This window comes from Salinicola halophyticus (assembly GCF_003206695.1).
Lineage (GTDB): Bacteria > Pseudomonadota > Gammaproteobacteria > Pseudomonadales > Halomonadaceae > Salinicola > Salinicola halophyticus.
This window is the reverse complement of the sequence record NZ_PZJN01000006.1, coordinates 93039-112118: the sequence shown is the minus strand read 5'-3', so window position 1 is coordinate 112118 and position 19080 is coordinate 93039. Positions and strand designations below refer to the sequence as shown.

The window sequence follows — 19080 nt, the reverse complement described above, 5'->3', positions numbered from 1 at the left end:
GGAAATCTGTCCTGTAGTGCCACGCACCCGAACTTTAGTATGACTCGACGATTTCGCATGACCCGACCATAACAACGTCAATCACGAGGACTACATCATGGGCAGCACTTTCCATGGCGTCATCGCCTTTGCGCTGATCGCCGCCCTGCTGGTTGTCGGCAGCCTGCTGCGAAGCCGCCTCCCCTGGCTGCGTGCCAGCCTGATTCCCGGCAGTATCGTGGCGGGCATCATCGGTTTCGTCGGGCTCTCTGCGGGGCTGATTCCCGGCTATGGCCCTTCGGATTTCACCGCGCTGGCCTTCCACTTCTTCACCCTGAGCTTCATGTCGCTGTGTCTGACCGGTAGCCCCAAGCCGGCCGCGGGTGAACAGCGTCAGGGTATCGTCGGTGGCGGGCTGTGGTTGACCCTGATCTGGACCGCCAGTCTCGGCGCTCAGGCGGTGATCGGCTACGGCCTGATGGCGGGCTACGACCTCGTCACTGGCAGCGATCTCAGCCCGCTGCTCGGCGCCATCGTCACCCATGGATTTACCCAGGGGCCGGGCCAAGCACTGACCTACGGCACGATCTGGGAGAACGATTACGGCATCGCCAACGCCGCGCAGGTCGGCGTGATCTTCGCGTCGCTGGGCTTCGTGGCCGCTTTCGTCGTCGGCGTGCCGGCCGCACGCTACTTTCTCAAGCGGGGGCTCAACGCCAACCGCAATTCGACGCTCGACGACGATTTCGTTCGCGGCTTTCACACGCCCGAGACCCAGCCTTCGGCCGGCAAGCAGGTCTCGCACTCCGGCACCGTCGACTCGCTGGCCTGGCATCTGGGCCTGCTGGGCGTGGCGTATGTCATTACCTATGTATGGCTGAGCGCAATGCAGCCGCTGGTGGCAGGCAGTCAGGTGCTATCGGTGTTCTTCAGCTACAACCTGTTCTTCATCCACGGCCTGACGGTCTGCGTGCTGATGCGCATGGCGATCGACCGCTTTGGCTGGACCCACAAGGTCGACGACGACACGCTCAAGCGCATCACCAGCGGGTCGGTGGACTTCATGGTCGTCGCCACCCTGATGAGCATCCAGATCGCCGTGCTCTCCGCCCTGCTGGTGCCGATTCTGCTCATCGCGATCGCGGTGACGCTGGTGACCTTCCTGGGCGCGATGGCGATCGGTCGGCTCAGCGGTCGGTTGGGTCCGGAACGCGCCGTCACCGCCTTCGGCTGCTGCTGTGGCTCCACCGGCACTGGGCTTTTGTTGCTGCGCATGCTGGATGCCGACTTCAGCACCTCGGTGCCCAAGGAACTGGCGTTCTTCAACATCGCGATCATCGTGGTCAATATTCCCACGCTGTTCTTCGTCGCCCCGATTGCGCCCTCACTCGGCGCCTGGAGCTATCTGGCGATCTTCGGCGGCTACGTGATACTGATGCTGTTCTGCATTCCGCTGCTGCTCAAATGGCAGCGCAGCCGGGGCAACCGCACCGCACCGATTCAGGAGCCCAATCCCTCATGAGCCATCGTATCTTCGCCGCCCGGCGCATTGTGACCATGAACCCTTCGCAGCCGGAAGCCACCCATATCGCGGTGCGCGATGGCCGGATTCTGGGGGTCGGCTCGCTGGAAACGCTGACGGATCTGGGTGACTTCGAACTCGACGAGCGCTTCGCCGACAAGGTGATTCTGCCCGGCTTCGTCGAGGGCCACAGCCACGCGCTGGAAGGCGTGCTGTGGGAGTATCCCTACGCCGGCTTCTTTCCCCGACAGGACCCCGACGGCCGTACCTGGCCAGGGCTGACCGACATCGCCGCGCTACAGCGCCATCTCGGCGAACAGGTTGGCAAGCTCCCGTCGGAAACCCCGCTAATCGCCTGGGGCTTCGATCCGATCTACTTCCCGGATCGCCGGCTGGATCGCAACGACCTCGACGCCGTCGACGCCGAACGGCCGATCGTCGTCATCCATGCCAACCTGCACATGATGACCGTCAACAGCGCCATGCTGCGCCTTTCCGGACTCGAGTCTCACGCCGATATCGAGGGCGTGGTGACCTTCGACGACGGCCGCCCCAACGGCGAGCTGCGCGAGATGGCAGCGATGTTCGCGATCTTCGACACGCTCGACCTCGACCTCTTCGATCGCGGCAGCGAAGAAGCGACACTCGAGCGCTACGCGCGCATCAGCCAGCGCCACGGGGTGACCACGCTGACCGACCTCTACAATCCGCTGAGCGAGGCCGGCGTCGAGAGCATGCAGCGCACCTGCAACCGGGACGACGTGCCGATGCGGCTGGCGCCGGCGATGAGCGCGCTGACCTACACGCCCGAAGACGGTATCGAGCGGGTGCTGGGCTGCCGCGACAAGAGCAGCGACAAGCTGCATTTCGGACTGGTCAAGCTGATGACCGACGGCTCCATCCAGGGCTATACCGCACGCCTCATGTGGCCGGGCTACCACGACGGCTCGCCCAACGGCATGTGGAACGCCGAGCCGGAACGCCTGACCGAGATCGTGCAGCGCTATCATCAGGCCGGGCTGCAGCTGCATATCCACACCAACGGCGACGAGGCCGTCGAGCTGATGCTGGACGCCATCGAATCGGCGCTGGAACTGTGGCCGCGGGCCGATCATCGCCACACCCTGCAGCACTGCCAGATCATCAGCCACGCCCAGTTGAAACGCGCGGCACGACTGGGGGTGTGCCTCAACATGTTCGCCAACCACCTCTACTACTGGGGCGACATCCATCGCTCGCGCACGCTGGGTTTCGAGCGCTGCCAGCGCCTCGAACCGCTGGCCTCGGCGGATCGCCTGGGCATCCCCATCGCGGCGCATTGCGATGCCCCGGTCACCCCGCTGGCGCCGCTGTTCACGGCGTGGTGCGCCGTCGCCCGTCAGACCGCCAGCGGCGAGGTGCTGGGGCCCAACGAGGCGCTGAGCGTGGAACGCGCGCTGCGCCTGATCACGCTGGACGCGGCCTACACCCTCAAGCTGGACGACCGCGTCGGCAGCCTGGAGGTGGGCAAGTTCGCCGACATGGCGGTGCTCGACGAGGACCCGCGCGAGGTGCCGCTGGCGCGGCTGGCCTCGATCGGCGTCGCCGCGACGGTCGTCGGTGGTCGCGTCTTCGACAATGGCTGAGCCCGACGCCGATCCGATCCCGGTGATACTGATTGCCGGCTATCTCGGCGCCGGCAAGACGACCTGGGTCAACGCCCATCTGCGAGACGGCGTGGCGCCGGATACGCTGGTGCTGGTCAACGACTTCGGCACCATCAATATCGATGCCGAGCTGATCGACTACGCCGGGGAGCGCCTGCTCAAACTCAGCAGCGGCTGCCTGTGCTGCTCGCTGAGCGACGAGCTGGGCACCCAGCTCTCGCGTATCGGCCGTTGGCCGGAGCCACCGGCGGCGCTGATCATCGAAACCAGCGGCGTGGCCCGGCCCCGCCGCATCGCCGACATGATCCGCGTGGCACGCCGCTTCCGGCTGGCTCGCATCGTCACCCTGGTCGATCTGGCCAGTTTCGCGCAGCGCCTCGGTGACAGTCGCGTCGGCGAGCTGGTGGCCGACCAAATTGCCAGCGCCGACACGCTCTCGCTCAATCGCGGCGACGATCTCGACGATGCCGAACGCGAAGGGCTAATGCGTCGGCTGCAGTCGCTCAACCTCCATGCCCAGGTCGCCCACGCCGATGCCAGCGTGGATTCCAGCGCCGAGAGGCCACCGAAACCCGCGCCCGTGCGACCGCCGACATTTCGCCCCGCCGCCGATGATCGCGACCCCGACTGGCAGCGCTTCGCGATCGCGCTTCCCTCCTCGCTGTCACGGCAAACGCTGGAGTCTCTGCTCACCGAGCATGCCGATGGCCTGGCGCGAGCCAAGGGCTTCCTTCAGGCCGACGGCCGGAACTACGTGTTCCAGTGGAGCGGCGGGAGAGCCGAATGGACGCCTTCTGCGCCACGCCCGGGTGCCAGCCAACTGGTGGGGATCGGCCTCGCTGGCGATTCCTTCAATGCGCTGATCTCGGCGCTGAAAGCTCTCGCCTGATTTGCCGGCGGCAACGCCGATCTGGCCAGCCGATGCTCATCAACTGGCTCTACAGCAACCGCTCCCGGATTCTTTAGGGTGGGATCACCGGTACGCAATCGTCACGACCAATCATCACGATCAATCACCGACACCAACAACAATGAGAGGGTGTACTTCATGATGCGCTTCCCGAACCGCAAACCCACCGCCAGATTCCCGCTGCCACGTCTCGCTGCCAAGGCCATGGCCGGTACGCTGATGGCACTTTCTCTGTCGACCCTGTCGCTGACGGCCTTCGCCGCCGACCTGCCGGAAATCGAAAGCCGCGGCTATCTGAGCGTAGCGACGGAGGACAACTACGCGCCGTTCAACTTCATCGAGGATGGCAACGCCAAGGGTTTCAACACCGACATGCTCGAGGAGCTGCGTAATTACGCCGACTTCGAGATCCGCCAGGACATCCTGCCCTGGACCGGCCTGCTGGCGGCCGTCTCCACCGGCCAGTACGACATGGCGCTGACCGGCGCGTCGGTCTCCGATGAACGCCTGCGGGTGTTCAACTACACCCCGCCCTATGCCTCTGCCCAGCACTTCGCGATCAAGCGCGCCGATGACGACAGCATCAACAACGTCGACGATCTTAGCGGCAAGAAAGTGGGCGTTCAGGCGGGCAGCGTGCTGCTGTCGCGACTGCCGGAGCTGAAGAAGATGCTCGAGGACGACGGCGGCGAGCTGGGTGAAGTGGTGCAGTACGAGTCCTACCCCGAAGCCTTCGCCGACCTGGCCAACGGCCGTCTCGATTTCGTGATTGATTCGGCGGTGCCGGTCAACACGCTGGTGGCTTCCAAGCCGGATGTCTTTGCCAAGGGCCCGGCGGTTTCCGGTGCCGGCTACGTCTCCTGGCCGATCCCCAAGTCGAGCCCGGAACTGCTCGCCTACATGACGAAGTTCCTGGATCACATGAAGGAGACCGGCCGTCTGGCCGAACTGCAGGAGAAATGGTTCGGCGAGAGCTTCCCCGACCTCCCGGACGAGCCGCTGGAAAGCGTCGAGCAGTTCCACGAGCTGGCGGGGCTGGACGACTGATCCAGGTCGCCTGACCGTCAGGTCGCACGACATACCGCATCGCCTGACACGTCACAGCGCCTGACACGTAACATCCTTGGCGCCGCGGGTTCGCACGGCGCCTCCCCCGTTCTCAAGCCCTCGGGAGCCGCCCATGAATGCCAGTGCCTGGCACATGCTGATGGAAGGCGCCTGGACGACCGTCTGGATTTCCGGCGTCTCCATCGTCATCGGGGTGACGGCCGGCCTGATGCTGGCCCTGATACGCCTCGCCCGCATTCCCGTCGTCGACCAGATCCTGGTGCTCTACATCAGCCTGGCGCGCGCCACGCCGCTGGTCACGCTGGCGCTGTTCATCTTTCTCAGCGCCCCGACCTTCGGCATCAATCTCGACCGCAACGTGGCCGGCATCCTGGCGTTGACGCTCAACACCACGGCGTTCAACGCCGAAATCTGGCGTAGCGCCTTTCGCAACTTCTCCCGCGATCAGCGCGAGGCGGCCATGGCCGCCGGCATGACGCCGTGGGTCACGTTCCGCCGCATCATGCTGCCGCAGATGATGATCACCAGCCTCCCCGGGTTGATCAACGAGATGTCCTTTCTGATCAAGGGCAGCCCGGCGATCGCGGTGATCGGGATCGTCGACCTGACCCGGGTCACCAATCGCATCTCGGCCGTCACCTACGAACCTCTGCCACCGATTCTGGTCGCCTGTGCGCTCTACATGGCCGCGATCGGCTGTCTGGTCTGGTTGCAGCGAATTGCCGAACGTCGCGCCAATCGGCTGGCGGTGTGATGAGACCACGACGACAGAAGCGGTGGAACGAAACGCTGCGGAGGCGCCATGAGTAACTGGGAAATTCTGTGGAGCGCTCGTGATCAGTTCTGGAGCGGATTCTTCAGCACGATGGAGATCTTCGGCCTGTCGATCAGCGCCGCCTTCGCGATCGGCTGCGGCATGCTCTATCTGCTGGAGGGCAGCCGCCCTCGCCTGACCGTGCCGCTGCGGGTGTTCATCGACGGCATGCGGATGCTGCCGTTTCTGATCCTGGCCTATCTGCTCTACTACGGCCTGCCGGCGATCGATATTCGTCTCGATGCTTGGTGGTCCGGCGTCGGGGCACTGGCGGTCTACCACGGCTGCTACTTCGCCGAGATATTCCGCGGCGCGCGGCTGACCTTTCCGCCCGGTCAGGTCGAAGCCGCCAAGGCCCACGGCTTCACCAAGGGCAAGATGTTCTTCCGCCTGATTCTGCCCCAGATCGTGATGCAGACCCGGCCGCTGCTGGGCAACCAGCTGATCTACGCGCTCAAGGACACCGCCTTTCTGGTGATCATCACCGTGCGAGAGCTCACCGCCGCCGCCAACAGCCTGTCGGGAACCTATTTCATTCCCACCGAGGCCTTCATCGTGGTCATCGGCTTCTACTGGGCGGTCAGTGTGGTCATGGAGATCATCGTCAAACAGTGCGGCCGTTTCAGCGCCAAACGGGGATTCGATAATGTTTGAGAAGAACACATCCGAAAGAGTCAGGTCTGAACAAACCGCGACCGGCGCAGCCCGCAGCGAGAGAGCCGCAGTCTCGATCCGCCATCTCTCGAAGAGTTTCGACGGCGTCGAGGTCCTGCGCGACGTGGATCTGGAGGTTCGCGAGGGCGACGTGGTGACGATCCTGGGCTCCTCCGGCTCCGGTAAATCGACGCTGTTACGCTGCATCAACTGGCTGGAGCAGCCCGACCGCGGCAGCATCCACATCGGCGGCCAGCGCATCGGCGTCAACGATGCCGGGCGTCCCATGCCGGTACGCGAGCTGGCCAGGGTTCGCGCCCGTACCGGCATGGTCTTCCAGAGCTTCAACCTTTGGCCGCATCTCAACGTGCTGCACAACGTCACCGAAGCGCCCATCCACGTGCTGGGTAAATCGAAAGCCGAGGCCGAAGCTCACGCTCGCGAACTGCTGGAAAAGGTCGGCATGTCGGCCAAGGCCGATGCCTATCCCGGCACCCTCTCCGGCGGCCAGAAGCAGCGCGTGGCGATCGCCCGGGCGCTGGCGATGCAGCCGGAAGTGATGCTGTTCGACGAGCCGACGTCGGCACTCGATCCGGAACTGGTCGGCGAGGTGCTGGCGGTGATCAAGGATCTCTCCGCCGAGGGATACACCATGATCGTCGTCACCCACGAGATGGCGTTCTCCCGCGCGGTTTCCGACAAGGTCGTGTTTCTGGACAAGGGGCTGATCATCGAACAGGCCGACCCGGAGACGTTCTTCACCAACCCCAGTACCGAGCGGGTACGCAAGTTCCTGGAGCGGGAAGAGAGCTGAACCGAAAACCGGCAATCGAAGACGGTGAAAGCGACTCGACAGCCGATGACGAAAGTGCCAACAATGCGCAAACGCCATCATCTCGAGGAGCTGTCATGTCGATAACGGTTACGGTCTTGGACGACTATCAGGGATGCTGTGCCTTTCTCGACGCCGCTCACGAGCTCGACGGCAGCGATGTGCGCCTGGACATCGAGCATCGACATCTCGAAGACGAGGCGCTGCCCGCGCGCCTGGCGGAGAGCGACGCCATCATCCTGATCCGCGAACGCACCTCGCTGACCCGCGAACTGCTGGCGCAGCTGCCGAACCTCAAGCTGGTGGTCCAGACCGGGCGTCTCTCCTCGGCCATCGACGTCGAGGCCTGCGAGGAACTGGGCATCGCCGTTCGCGACGGCGGCGGTTCGCCGATCGCCCCGGCGGAGCTCAGCTGGCTGCTGATCATGGCCGGCTGTCGGCGGCTGGGCGGCTATCTCACCCGACAGGCCGAGGGCGACTGGCAGCGCACCAACGAGCGTCTCGAGGCGGAGTCGCTGGGCCATGCCGTGCATGGGCGCACGCTGGGTATCTGGGGCCTGGGCAAGATCGGCAGTCTGGTCGCCGGTTACGCCCAGGCTTTCGGCATGAACATCGTCGCGCATGGTCGGGAAAGCAGCGCCGGGCGCGCCTTCGAACTGGGGGTCGAATTCGAGCCCGATCGTCACGCGTTCCTTGCCCGCTGCGATGTGATCACCCTGCATCTCAAGCTCAGCGATGACACTCGCGGCATGATCACGCCGGCGGACCTTGCCGCCATGCGCGCCGACGCGCTGCTGGTCAATACCAGCCGGGCCGAGCTGATCCGACCCAGTGCGCTGCTCGATGCCCTCGACGCCGGCCGCCCGGGTGCGGCGGCGCTGGATGTCTACGAGAACGAGCCCGAGGGTGCCAACGCTTACCAGGCCCACCCCCGCGTGCTGGCCACACCGCATATCGGCTTCGTCGAGAAGGACACCTACGAGCTCTATTTCTCGACCGCGTTTCGACAGGTCCGGGAGTTTTTTGCCGGCTAGACCGCAAAACGACAACCCCGGCCGAAGCCGGGGTTGTCGTCGACGTTGCCAAATCTGGCGTCGGCGCTACTGGCGCCCGAACAGGTGCTTGCGCGCCTCGTCGGTCATTTCCACATTGTTCTGCGGGTTGATCTCTTCCGCCTTGGCGTAGGCGGTCCTGACAGCCTCGCGGTTGCCGACCTGCTCGAACCAGCGCTGCAGGCTGGGGTAATCCTCCAGATCCTGCCCCTGCTTCTCGAACGGCTTGATCCACGGCCAGATCGCCATATCGGCGATGGAGTAGTCGTCGCCGGCAACGTAATCGTTGGCGTCGAGCTGCTTGTCGAGGACGCGGTAGAGCCGCGAGGTCTCGTTCATGTACCGCTCGATGGCGTAATCGATCTTCTTCGGTGCGTAGTGACGGAAGTGATGGTTCTGGCCCGCCATCGGCCCCAGCCCGCCCATCTGCCAGTTGAGCCACTGCAGCACGCGATAACGCTGGCGCCCGCTCTTGGGCAGAAACTTGCCGCTCTTGTCGGCCAGATATTCGAGTATCGCGCCGGACTCGAACAGCGATAGCGGCTGACCACCGTCGGCCGGTGCACGATCGACGATGGCGGGAATGCGGTTGTTGGGGGCGATCTCGAGAAACTCAGGCGCGAACTGCTCACCCTTGCCGATATTGACCGGATGAATACGGTAATCGAGACCCGCTTCCTCGAGAAAAAGCGTGATCTTGTGACCGTTGGGGGTCGTCCAGTAGTAGAGATCGATCATCACAGGCTCCTGTCGTGACGCCCGGCGATAAGCCGGATGCTGTCAGGATAGGCTTTGCGCGAGGCGGCGTCTTCCGACATCGCCCCGCGCCGTTCAAAAGCCTCTTCGCTGTGAGTCCAACCCTCCCCTGCCCGCCGGGCCAAAAAACCCTGCGCGACCGGCTAAAGCTCGCGATCAGTTGGCATAGCCGCCGTCGATATCGACGATCCGCGTGGCGTTACGGCCGGTGCCGCCATGCAGATCCAGCATCCGCTGGAACCAGGCGTAGACCGGGTCGGCGTTGGAGATCAGGTCGGCAGCGGAGGCGACCCGGGCCCACATGAACGCGCCCACCACCAGGTAATCCGATGCGCCGGCCTCGTCGCCCTCCAGGAACGGCGATTCCTCCAGCCGGCCACGCATCGGCTCCAGGGCCTTGTCGAGCATCGACAGTCCCTGACTCGGCGAATGCATCTCCTCGAGCGTGCGCCCGAACGCCTTTTCACGCGTGGTGCGGAAATACTCGCGGTCGTCGGGATGCACGGCGTTGAAGACGTCCATCAGAATGGTGCGCATCACGCCCGGCGCCAGCGAACGCTCGGCGTAGAACTTGAAGAACCGCGCGCGTGCCTCGGCCGTCTCGTCGCCCAGCAGCGGCTTGTCGGGATAGACGCGATCGAGATAGCGAAATATCTCGTAGCTGTCGACGACGGTCTGGTCGCCATCGACCAGTACCGGCACTTTGGACTGGTCGGAGAAGGCGATCGCCTCCTTGTCGGTGAACTTCCACGGGACGAATTCGCAATCGAGCCCTTTATGCGCCAGCGCAAACTTGACCCGCCAGCAGTAGGGAGAGAATCGCAGACGCTCGTCGCGCCCGCACAGATCGAACATCTTGCGGCCCATGTCACACTCCTCGTCAGATACAGTTATCACGCTGCAGTGGTCGCAGCATGTCCAAGGGAGAGTAAGCCGTCAAACCCGGAACACGCGCTGACGATCCACATCGCGTCGGCGAAGATCGGAAATCGTTGCCATACTGTTACGGATAGCAGTCATACCGTGAGCCTGCGAGTCACCTTTTCAGGCAGGACTTTCAGACGGGAGCACGGCGGGTTTACCACCTCAGATCGGTCACGAAGGAGTAGATCATGGTACGCCGACTCAAGGACGACGAGTTGCATGGCAAGCAGGGCAAACACGATGCGCCGGGCGGCGGCTGGCAGTCGATTCAGGCCACCGAATCGCATTTCCTGCGCGAGAAGGTGCCGTTCAAGGGCAACGGCCTGATGTTCAAGATCAACCACCCCGAGGGTGGCTTCGAATGCCCCAGCTGCGCCTGGCCCAACCCGGAAAAACCCGGCCCGGCGGAGTTCTGCGAAAACGGCGCCAAGGCGGTCGCCTGGGAGGCAACGGCTGCGCGGACCACGCCGGAATTCTTCGCCAAGCACACCGTTTCCGAGCTGCACGGCTGGTCGGATCACGCCCTGGAGAAACAGGGCCGGCTGACGCATCCGCTGCGCTACAACCCGGCGACCGACAAGTACGATCCGATCGACTGGGAGACCGCCTTTCGCGAGATCGGCGAGCGGGTGAAGTCCTTCGACCCCCAACGCGTCGAACTCTACACCTCGGGTCGCACCTCCAACGAGGCGGCGTTCCTGTGGCAGCTGTACGGTCGCATGCTCGGCACGCACAACTTTCCCGACTGCTCCAACATGTGCCACGAGACCACCACGGTGGCACTGCCCCAGAGCATTGGCGTCGGTAAGGCGACCACGGTGCTGGACGATTTCGAACATACCGACTGCATCTTCCTGTTCGGCCAGAATGCCGGCACCAACAGCCCGCGGATGATGGGGCTGCTGCACGAGGCACGACTGCGCGGCGCCGAGGTCATCACCTTCAACCCGCTGCGCGAACGGGCGCTGGTCAAATTCGCCAATCCGCAGACGCCCAAGGACATGCTGACCAACCACGGCGTGCCGATCAGCTCGCAGTATCATCAGGTGCGCATCGGCGGCGATATCGCCGCGATCCAGGGTATGTGCAAGCACATCGTCGAGGTCGATGACGAGGCGCTAGCCAGCGCCGCCAAGGGTGTCATCGATCACGACTTCATCGCGATGCATACCGACGGCTTCAGCGCGTTTGCCGACCATTGCCGTAGCCTGCCCTGGGAGCGCATCGAGCGTCACAGCGGTCTCGAACGGGCGGCGATCGAGGAAGCCGCCCGCGCCTGGATGCGGGCCGAGCGCGTGATCTGCTGCTGGGGCATGGGCATCACCCAGCACATTCGCGGCGGCGACAACGTCCACCAGATTCTCAATCTGCTGCTGATGGGCGGTCATATCGGTCGGCGTGGCGCCGGCGCCTGCCCGGTTCGCGGCCACTCCAACGTCCAGGGCGATCGCACCGTGGGGATCTTCCACAAGTCCGGCGAGGCGTTCCTGTCGAAGATGGACGAGGTGTTCGGGATCGAATGTCTGCGCGAGCACGGTCACGACGTGTCGCTCTGCTGCGAGGCGATCCTGCGTGACGAAGTCGATGCGTTTCTCGGCATGGGCGGAAACTTCTTCCGCGCGATCGCCGATCAGGCCCGCGTCGCCGCCCACGTCGGCGACATACCGCTCACCGTCCAGATCGCCACCAAGCTCAATCGCAGCCATCTGATTCACGGCAAGGCGGCCTATCTGCTGCCGGCGCTGGCGCGTACCGAGAAGGACGTTCAGGCCGGTGTCGAGCAGACCATCACCATCGAAGACGGCATGTGCAACGTGCAGGGCTCCAAGGGCGCGCTGGAGCCGGCGTCAGAGCATCTGCGCTCGGAGATCGCCATCGTCGCCGGGCTCGGCAAGGCGACGTTGGCGCCCAACGCCAAGGTCGACTGGGAGTGGCTCGCCGAGGATTACGCGCGCATCCGCGACAAGATCGAGGCGACGCAGCCGGACACCTTTTACGATTTCAATCAGCGTCTGGCAGCGAAGGGTGTATTTCATCTCGATATCGCCGCCCGCGATCGGATCTGGAACACCGACTCCGGCAAGGCCAACTTCCTGTTTCCCGACGACCATCTCACCGAAGATGCGTCCGAACCGGGCGCAGCCCATTTTCAGCTGCTGTCGATCCGCGGGCACGATCAGTTCAATACCACGGTCTACTCCTATGACGACCGCTATCGGGATATCTACGGCACCCGCATGGTGCTGATGATGAACCCCGCCGACATCGAAAAGCACGGTTTCCAAGCCGGCAACTGGGTCACCTTGAGAGCGGTGAGCGACGACGGTATCGAACGCCAGGTCTCGGGCTTCAAGATCATCGCCTACGACCTGCCGGAGAACTGTCTCGGCGCCTACTACCCTGAAGTCAACGATCTGATTCCGCTGGCCAATCGGGATCGGCAGAGCAACACTATCGCCGGCAAGTCGATTCCGGTGACGCTCGAGTTGATGTCCACCGAGCAGGTCGAAGCCGAGACCGGCGTGCTCGCCACCGGCTGACGGCTCTGGCGCCGGGCTGTTTCCCCGGAACCCGTCGCCAGCCCTTTCCTGCCTCGACATCATCGCCGCCTCACCCTCCCGGTGAGGCGGCGATGTCCATTAGTCGCAACGCCAACGCCAACCGCTCCCGTTTCCACCCCTGCAACAGGCTTCCAACCCTTTACCGATCAATGACTTGGAAAGCGCTTGCAGGTCTCTCCGCCTAAAGGTCAGACCCGATGACCACGATTGGCAGGGAGACCGCCTGTGGTTATCTTCCGAGGCAATCGCTGCGCCGGCTACCGGAGCGGATCGAGCGCTTCGTCGCTTCTCGGCGATGCCATCCTGGCGATAAACGAAGCTGATAATAACGACACAGGGGCTTTCGATATGGATCAAACGCTGCTCTCTCTGCTCGCCTTCCTGCCGCTGGTGCTGGCGGGGGTTCTGCTGATCGGCTTCCGCATGGCGGCGCGTACGGCGATGCCGATCGTGTTCGTCGTCGCGGTACTGATCGCCCTGCTGGCCTGGGACATGACCGGGACTCGCGTGCTGGCCTCGACGCTGCAGGGGCTGATCATGACCGTATCGCTGCTGTGGATCATCTTCGGCGCGATCCTGCTGCTCAACACGCTGAAACACTCGGGCGGCATCATGGCGATCCGCAACGGTTTCTCCGGGATCAGCCCTGATCGACGCGTCCAGGCGCTGATCGTCGCCTGGCTGTTCGGCTGCTTCATCGAGGGCGCTTCCGGCTTCGGCACGCCGGCCGCCGTAGCCGCCCCGCTGATGGTGGCGCTGGGATTTCCGGCGTTGGCTGCCGTGGTCGTCGGCATGATGCTGCAGTCGACGCCGGTGTCGTTCGGCGCCGTGGGCACCCCGATCGTGGTGGGCGTCACCGGTGGCGTGAATCAGGTAGCGATCGCCGATCAGCTCACCACCAACGGCTCGACCTGGGAGACCTATTTCCGCCTGATCACTTCGGAGGTGGTCGTCACCCACGGGATCATCGGTGTCTTCATGCCGCTGATCCTGGTCATCGTGATGGTGCGTTTCTTCGGCGAAAACCGATCCTGGACCGAAGGCTTGTCGATCACACCGTTCGCGCTGTTCGTCGGCGTCAGCTTCGTGGTCCCCTCGATGCTGGTCGGCGTCTTCCTGGGACCTGAATTCCCGTCGCTGCTGGGCGGCCTGATAGGGCTGGCGATCGTGGTCCCGGCGGCGCGCAAGGGCTTCCTGCTGCCCAAGGATACCTGGGACTTCCCGGAGCGCTCGAAATGGCCTGCAGAGTGGATCGGCACCATCGAGATCAAGGTCGATGACGTCGCCGGGCGCGCGCCGATGTCGACTCTTCGCGGCTGGATGCCCTACGTCATCGTCGCCATCCTGCTGGTGATCTCGCGCACCATCCCCTCGGTCAAGGCGGGGCTGTCGTCGATCAGTACCGGCTGGAGCAACATTCTGGGCGAACAGGGCGTCTCCGGTAGCGTCGAATGGCTGTATCTGCCCGGCGGCATCATCCTGATCGCCGTCATCTGCACGATCTTCCTGCATCGCATGCGCGCCCCGCAGGTCAAGGCCGCTTTTGCCGAGTCCTCCAAGACCATCTTCGGCGCCGGTTTCGTGCTGCTGTTCACGATTCCGATGGTGCGGATCCTGATCAACTCCGGTGTCAACGAGTCCGATCTAGTCTCGATGCCTGTCGCCATGGCCCAGCTGGTCGCCGATGGTGTGGGCCAGATCTACCCGCTGTTCGCCCCGGCAGTCGGCGCGCTCGGTGCGTTCATTGCCGGCTCCAACACCGTCTCCAATCTGATGCTGGCGGCGTTCCAGTTCAATGTCGCCGAAGTGCTCGGCGTCTCCACCGCGATGATGATCTCGCTGCAGGCGGTGGGCGCCGCCGCCGGCAACATGATCGCGATCCACAACGTGGTGGCGGCCTCGGCCACCGTCGGGCTGCTGGGTCGCGAGGGTACGACGCTGCGCAAGACGATCCTGCCGACGATCTACTACTGCCTGTTCGCGGGGACCATCGGGCTGCTGGCGTTCTACGTGTTCGGCTTTGAAGACCCCCTCATGGGCGGCTGACCGCGTACAGATAGAACCAAAATGAACAAGGCGGCGAATCGCCACCGACTCGCCGCTCCCCACGACTCCCGGCACCGCCGGGAGTCGCTCTCTCGTCGCGACACCTTTATCGCCCCGTGATCTGACCCTTTATCCGTTCGTTGGGCTTTTGGCTAATAGCCCCCGACGACGGCCTTCCACAGAATGATCGCATCGCCAATGTGGAAAGCCCTTCCACAAACGCCATTCTTTCGAACCGTACCTGCCGCCGACCGGCTCCAGGAGAAGTCATGGAACTGCTTTACGACGAACGCATCGATGGCGATATCGCCGACGTCGACAAGTCGGCGCTGATGGCGGCCATCCTGGCAGTCGCCCCCCAGTTGACACTGCTCGATCGCGAGGAAGATCTGCGCCCGTTCGAATGCGACGGACTGTCGGCCTATCGAGTGCTGCCCATGCTGGTGGCCATGCCCACGACGCTGGCCGAGGTCGAGGCGTTGATGCGGGTCTGCTACGAACATCACGTGCCGGTGGTGACGCGCGGCGCCGGTACCGGCCTCTCCGGCGGTGCACTGCCGCTGGAAAAAGGCGTGCTGCTGGTGATGTCTCGCTTCAACAAGATCCTGAGCGTCGATGCCGATGCCCGCATCGCCCGCGTTCAGCCCGGCGTGCGCAACCTGGCGATCAGCGAGGCGGCCGCCCCCTACGGGCTCTACTACGCCCCCGATCCCTCTTCGCAGATCGCCTGCTCGATCGGCGGCAACGTCGCCGAGAACGCCGGCGGCGTGCACTGCCTGAAATACGGGCTCACCGTTCACAATGTGCTGAGCGTGGATATCGTCACCATCGAGGGCGAACGCATGACCCTCGGCGGCGAGTCGCTGGATACTCCCGGCTTCGACCTGCTGGCGCTGTTCATGGGCTCGGAGGGGATGCTCGGGGTAATCACCGAGGTCACGGTGCGGCTGCTGCCCAAGCCGGAAGTGGCCAAAGTGCTGATGGCCTGCTTCGACGACGTCGAGCTCGCCGCCAGAGCAGTCGGGGACATCATCGCCGCCGGCTGCATTCCCGGTGGACTCGAGATGATGGACAACCTGGCAATTCGCGCCGCCGAAGATTTCGTTCACGCCGGCTACCCGGTCGACGCCCAGGCGATTCTGCTGTGCGAACTGGACGGCGTCGAAGTCGACGTGCAGGCCGACTGCGAGCGGGTTCGCGAGCTGCTCAACGCCGCGGGCGCGACTAAGATCCAGCTCGCCCGCGACGATGCCGAACGCCAGCTGTTCTGGGCCGGACGCAAGGCCGCCTTCCCCGCCGTGGGCCGGATGTCGCCGGACTATTACTGCATCGACGGCACCATTCCGCGGCGTGAACTGCCGCGCGTGCTCAAGGGCATCAACGAACTGTCCGCGCATTACGGACTGCGGGTCGCCAACGTCTTCCACGCCGGCGATGGCAATCTTCACCCGCTGATCCTGTTCGACGCCAACCAGCCAGGCGAGCTCGAGACCACGGAGGCATTCGGCGGCAAGATTCTCGAGCTGTGCGTCGAGGCGGGCGGCACCATTACCGGCGAGCACGGCGTCGGCCGCGAAAAGCTCAACCAGATGTGCACCCAGTTCGCCGCCGACGAGATCACCCTGTTTCATGCGGTGAAGTCCGCCTTCGACGAGCGCCGGCTGCTCAATCCCGGCAAGAATATCCCGACGCTGGCCCGCTGCGCCGAATTCGGTGCCATGCACGTGCATCACGGTGAGCTGCCGCATCCCGAGCTGCCCAGATTTTAAGCTCTGATACGAGGCATAGCGCCACGCCGCTTCAGAAACAGGAATCACGCCCATGACTCATCTGCAGGATCAGCGGCCGGAATACACCTCGGCGGACGAACCCGGGCCGGATGCGCTGGCGGGCAACGACGACAGCGAAGCGCTCTGCGAGCAGGTCGCGCGCGCCCAGGCCGAGCGAGCCACGCTGCGAATCGTCGGCGGTGACACCAAGGCGTTCTACGGTCGCCAGGTCGATGCCGCGCAGTCGCTCTCCACCACCGGCCACCACGGCATCGTGCATTACGATCCGGTGGAGCTGGTGGCGACCGTGCGCGCCGGCACTCGGCTTCGCGATCTCGAACGGGTGCTCGCCGACAACGGCCAGCGCCTCGCCTTCGAACCACCGCACTTCGGTGACAACGCCACCGTGGGCGGCATGGTCGCCGCCGGACTTTCCGGCCCCCGTCGCCCGTGGGTCGGTGCCGTGCGCGATTTCGTGCTCGGCGTTCGCGTCATTACCTTTGATGGCAAGCTGCTGCGATTCGGCGGCGAGGTGATGAAGAACGTTGCCGGCTACGATCTCTCGCGGTTGATGGTCGGCGCCCAGGGCACGCTCGGCGTGCTGACCGAGATCTCGTTCAAGGTGCTGCCCATCCCCCAGGCGCACGCCTGTCTGCGACTCGAACTGCCGCTGGCCGAAGCGCTCGATCGGTTGACGGCCTGGGGTCGAAAACCCTTGCCGATCACCGGCGCCGCCCACGATGGAACGGCACTGCACGTGCGCCTCGAAGGCGGTGAAGGCTCGGTATCGGCCACGCGTCAGCGCCTTGGCGGTGAACCGGAAGAGCCGCTGTTCTGGGAGCAGCTACGCGAGCAGCGGCTGCCTTTCTTCGATGACGCTCTCGATGGCGCTGTCGATACCGTTGCCGAGCGTACCCTGTGGCGTCTGTCGCTGCCGGCGCTGGCCCGTACGCCTTCGCTCGAGGGCGACTGGCTCGTCGATTGGGCCGGTGCCCAACGCTGGCTGAAAAGTGCCGAGGGAGGCGGTTTCGAGGACGACCCGCGGGCCGACATCCACATCCACGAGGCCGCCATCGCCGCCGGCGGTCACGCCACACGATACACCCCCGGCGCCAGCGGCGATTCGCCTTTCACGCCGCTGGCACCGGTCCTGGCCAAATATCACCGCCAGCTCAAGAACCGACTCGACCCCCAGGCGATTTTCAACCCCGGTCGGCTTTACGCCGAGTGGTGAGGAGACTTCCATCCCATGCAGACCCATTTCTCCGAAGCCGCCCGCGCGAAGCCGCATATCGTCGAGGCCGATCGCATTCTGCGCACCTGCGTGCACTGTGGCTTCTGCAACGCGACCTGCCCGACTTACCAACTGCTGGGTGACGAGCGCGACGGCCCGCGCGGGCGCATCTACCTGATCAAGGAGCTGCTGGAGAGCGAAGACGGCGACGAACAGGTCACCCAGGAGACGCAGTTGCACCTGGACCGCTGCCTGAGCTGTCGCAGCTGCGAGACCACCTGCCCTTCAGGCGTCGAATATCATAAGCTGCTGGATATCGGGCGTGCCGAAATCGACCGCCGGGTCGGCCGCCGGCCCGGCGAGCGCGCCCTGCGCCTGGGCCTTCGCACGGCGCTGGTCGAACCCAAACGCTTCCAGGCCCTGCTGGCCCTGGGCCAGACGTTTCGCCCGCTGGCGCCGCACGATCTGCGCGACAAGATTCCGGCCCGCCAGCCGCCGCGGCAACCTCTTCGCCACCAACGCCCCGACCCTGCCCGCCACGCCCGCCAGATGCTGATCCTGGAAGGCTGCGTGCAGCCGGGACTGGCGCCGAACACCAACGACGCCACGGCGCGGGTGCTCGACCGGCTGGGTATCGGCGTCAAGCCGGCCCGGGAAGCCGGCTGCTGTGGCGCCATCGATTTTCATCTCAATGCCCAGGACGCCGGGCGCGAGCGCATGCGCGCCAATATCGATGCCTGGTGGCCGCTGATCAAGAGCACGGGTGAAGCGGGTACCGCCAGCGTGGAAGCGATCGTCCAGACCGCCAGCGGCTGTGGCGCCTTCGTCAAGGAGTATGGCGAAATGCTGGCCGACGACCCCGAGTACGCCACCAAGGCCAAACGTGTCAGCGAGCTGGCCAAGGATCTAGTCGAGATCCTGCGGGAAGAGGATCTGGAAGCGCTGGGAGAACGGCATCCGGCAGCGCGGCTGGCGTTTCACTGCCCGTGCACGCTTCAGCATGCGCAGAAACTGGGCGGTGCCGTCGAAACCGTACTCACGCGGCTGGGATTCGCGCTGGCGCCGGTGCAGGATGGTCATCTCTGCTGCGGTTCCGCCGGGACCTATTCGATCACCCAACCGACGTTGGCCAAGCGGCTGCGCGACAACAAGATGGACGCACTGGAAGCGCAGGCGCCGGACACCATCGTCACCGCCAATATCGGCTGCCAGAGCCATCTCAACGGCGCCGGTCGGACACCGGTCCGTCACTGGATCGAACTGGTGGATGAATGCCTGGAGACCAGTGATTCAAGGACGGACTGACCTAAGAC

At 64.5% G+C, this 19080-nt stretch carries 15 protein-coding genes; 13 read left to right on the top strand and 2 right to left on the bottom strand.

The annotated features are described in order from the left end of the window. Positions 1-97 precede the first annotated feature (97 nt). From DOM58_RS08370 to DOM58_RS08335, 8 genes are all read left to right on the top strand, one after another. The gene (locus DOM58_RS08370) at positions 98-1501 is read left to right on the top strand and encodes a sodium/glutamate symporter (RefSeq protein ID WP_075561055.1); all 1404 of its coding nucleotides are present in this window, start codon (positions 98-100) and stop codon (positions 1499-1501) included. Then, positions 1498-3126 (top strand): amidohydrolase, encoded by a 1629-nt coding sequence (locus tag DOM58_RS08365; protein ID WP_110692488.1) that lies wholly within the window; start codon positions 1498-1500, stop codon positions 3124-3126. Before DOM58_RS08370 ends, DOM58_RS08365 begins: the two co-directional genes overlap by 4 nt. Beyond that, positions 3119-4036 (top strand): CobW family GTP-binding protein, encoded by a 918-nt coding sequence (locus DOM58_RS08360; RefSeq protein WP_110692487.1) that lies wholly within the window; start codon positions 3119-3121, stop codon positions 4034-4036. The genes DOM58_RS08365 and DOM58_RS08360 overlap by 8 nt, the downstream gene beginning before the upstream one ends. 159 nt (positions 4037-4195) lie before the next feature. After that, positions 4196-5104 carry a transporter substrate-binding domain-containing protein gene (locus DOM58_RS08355; protein ID WP_245392200.1) on the top strand — a complete coding sequence of 303 codons (909 nt, stop codon included), beginning with the start codon at positions 4196-4198 and terminating at the stop codon, positions 5102-5104. Between the two features lie 133 nt (positions 5105-5237). Beyond that, complete coding sequence (locus DOM58_RS08350; protein WP_075561052.1) at positions 5238-5879, top strand: amino acid ABC transporter permease; 642 nt, start codon at positions 5238-5240, stop codon at positions 5877-5879. Between the two features lie 48 nt (positions 5880-5927). Then, on the top strand, positions 5928-6593 hold the full coding sequence (locus tag DOM58_RS08345) for an amino acid ABC transporter permease (protein WP_110692486.1): 666 nt from the start codon (positions 5928-5930) through the stop codon (positions 6591-6593). After that, a complete protein-coding gene (locus tag DOM58_RS08340) occupies positions 6586-7407 on the top strand; it encodes an amino acid ABC transporter ATP-binding protein (protein ID WP_083627652.1) in 822 nt (273 codons plus the stop codon). The genes DOM58_RS08345 and DOM58_RS08340 overlap by 8 nt, the downstream gene beginning before the upstream one ends. A 95-nt stretch (positions 7408-7502) precedes the next feature. After that, complete coding sequence (locus tag DOM58_RS08335; protein WP_245392199.1) at positions 7503-8459, top strand: D-2-hydroxyacid dehydrogenase family protein; 957 nt, start codon at positions 7503-7505, stop codon at positions 8457-8459. A 66-nt stretch (positions 8460-8525) separates the two neighbouring features. Here DOM58_RS08335 and DOM58_RS08330 read toward each other — a convergent pair whose 3' ends face one another. Together DOM58_RS08330 and DOM58_RS08325 are read right to left on the bottom strand one after the other, a co-directional pair. Continuing rightward, positions 8526-9215 (bottom strand): glutathione binding-like protein, encoded by a 690-nt coding sequence (locus DOM58_RS08330; protein ID WP_110692485.1) that lies wholly within the window; start codon positions 9213-9215, stop codon positions 8526-8528. 174 nt (positions 9216-9389) lie between these two features. Further along, on the bottom strand, positions 9390-10100 hold the full coding sequence (locus tag DOM58_RS08325; protein WP_110692484.1) for a glutathione S-transferase N-terminal domain-containing protein: 711 nt from the start codon (positions 10098-10100) through the stop codon (positions 9390-9392). Positions 10101-10345: 245 nt separating this feature from the next. Here DOM58_RS08325 and DOM58_RS08320 point away from each other — a divergent pair, with 245 nt between their 5' ends. From DOM58_RS08320 to glcF, 5 genes are all read left to right on the top strand, one after another. Then, positions 10346-12697 carry an FdhF/YdeP family oxidoreductase gene (locus tag DOM58_RS08320; protein ID WP_110692483.1) on the top strand — a complete coding sequence of 784 codons (2352 nt, stop codon included), beginning with the start codon at positions 10346-10348 and terminating at the stop codon, positions 12695-12697. A gap of 369 nt (positions 12698-13066) precedes the next feature. After that, on the top strand, positions 13067-14764 hold the full coding sequence (locus DOM58_RS08315) for an L-lactate permease (protein ID WP_110692908.1): 1698 nt from the start codon (positions 13067-13069) through the stop codon (positions 14762-14764). Between the two features lie 269 nt (positions 14765-15033). Then, entirely contained in the window at positions 15034-16533 is a 1500-nt protein-coding gene (gene glcD, locus DOM58_RS08310) for a glycolate oxidase subunit GlcD (protein ID WP_110692482.1), read from the top strand. A gap of 52 nt (positions 16534-16585) precedes the next feature. Continuing rightward, positions 16586-17767, top strand: coding sequence for a glycolate oxidase subunit GlcE (gene glcE, locus DOM58_RS08305; protein WP_110692481.1), 1182 nt, complete (start codon positions 16586-16588; stop codon positions 17765-17767). A gap of 15 nt (positions 17768-17782) precedes the next feature. Beyond that, on the top strand, positions 17783-19072 hold the full coding sequence (gene glcF, locus DOM58_RS08300) for a glycolate oxidase subunit GlcF (protein WP_110692480.1): 1290 nt from the start codon (positions 17783-17785) through the stop codon (positions 19070-19072). The last annotated feature ends 8 nt before the right edge of the window (positions 19073-19080 follow it).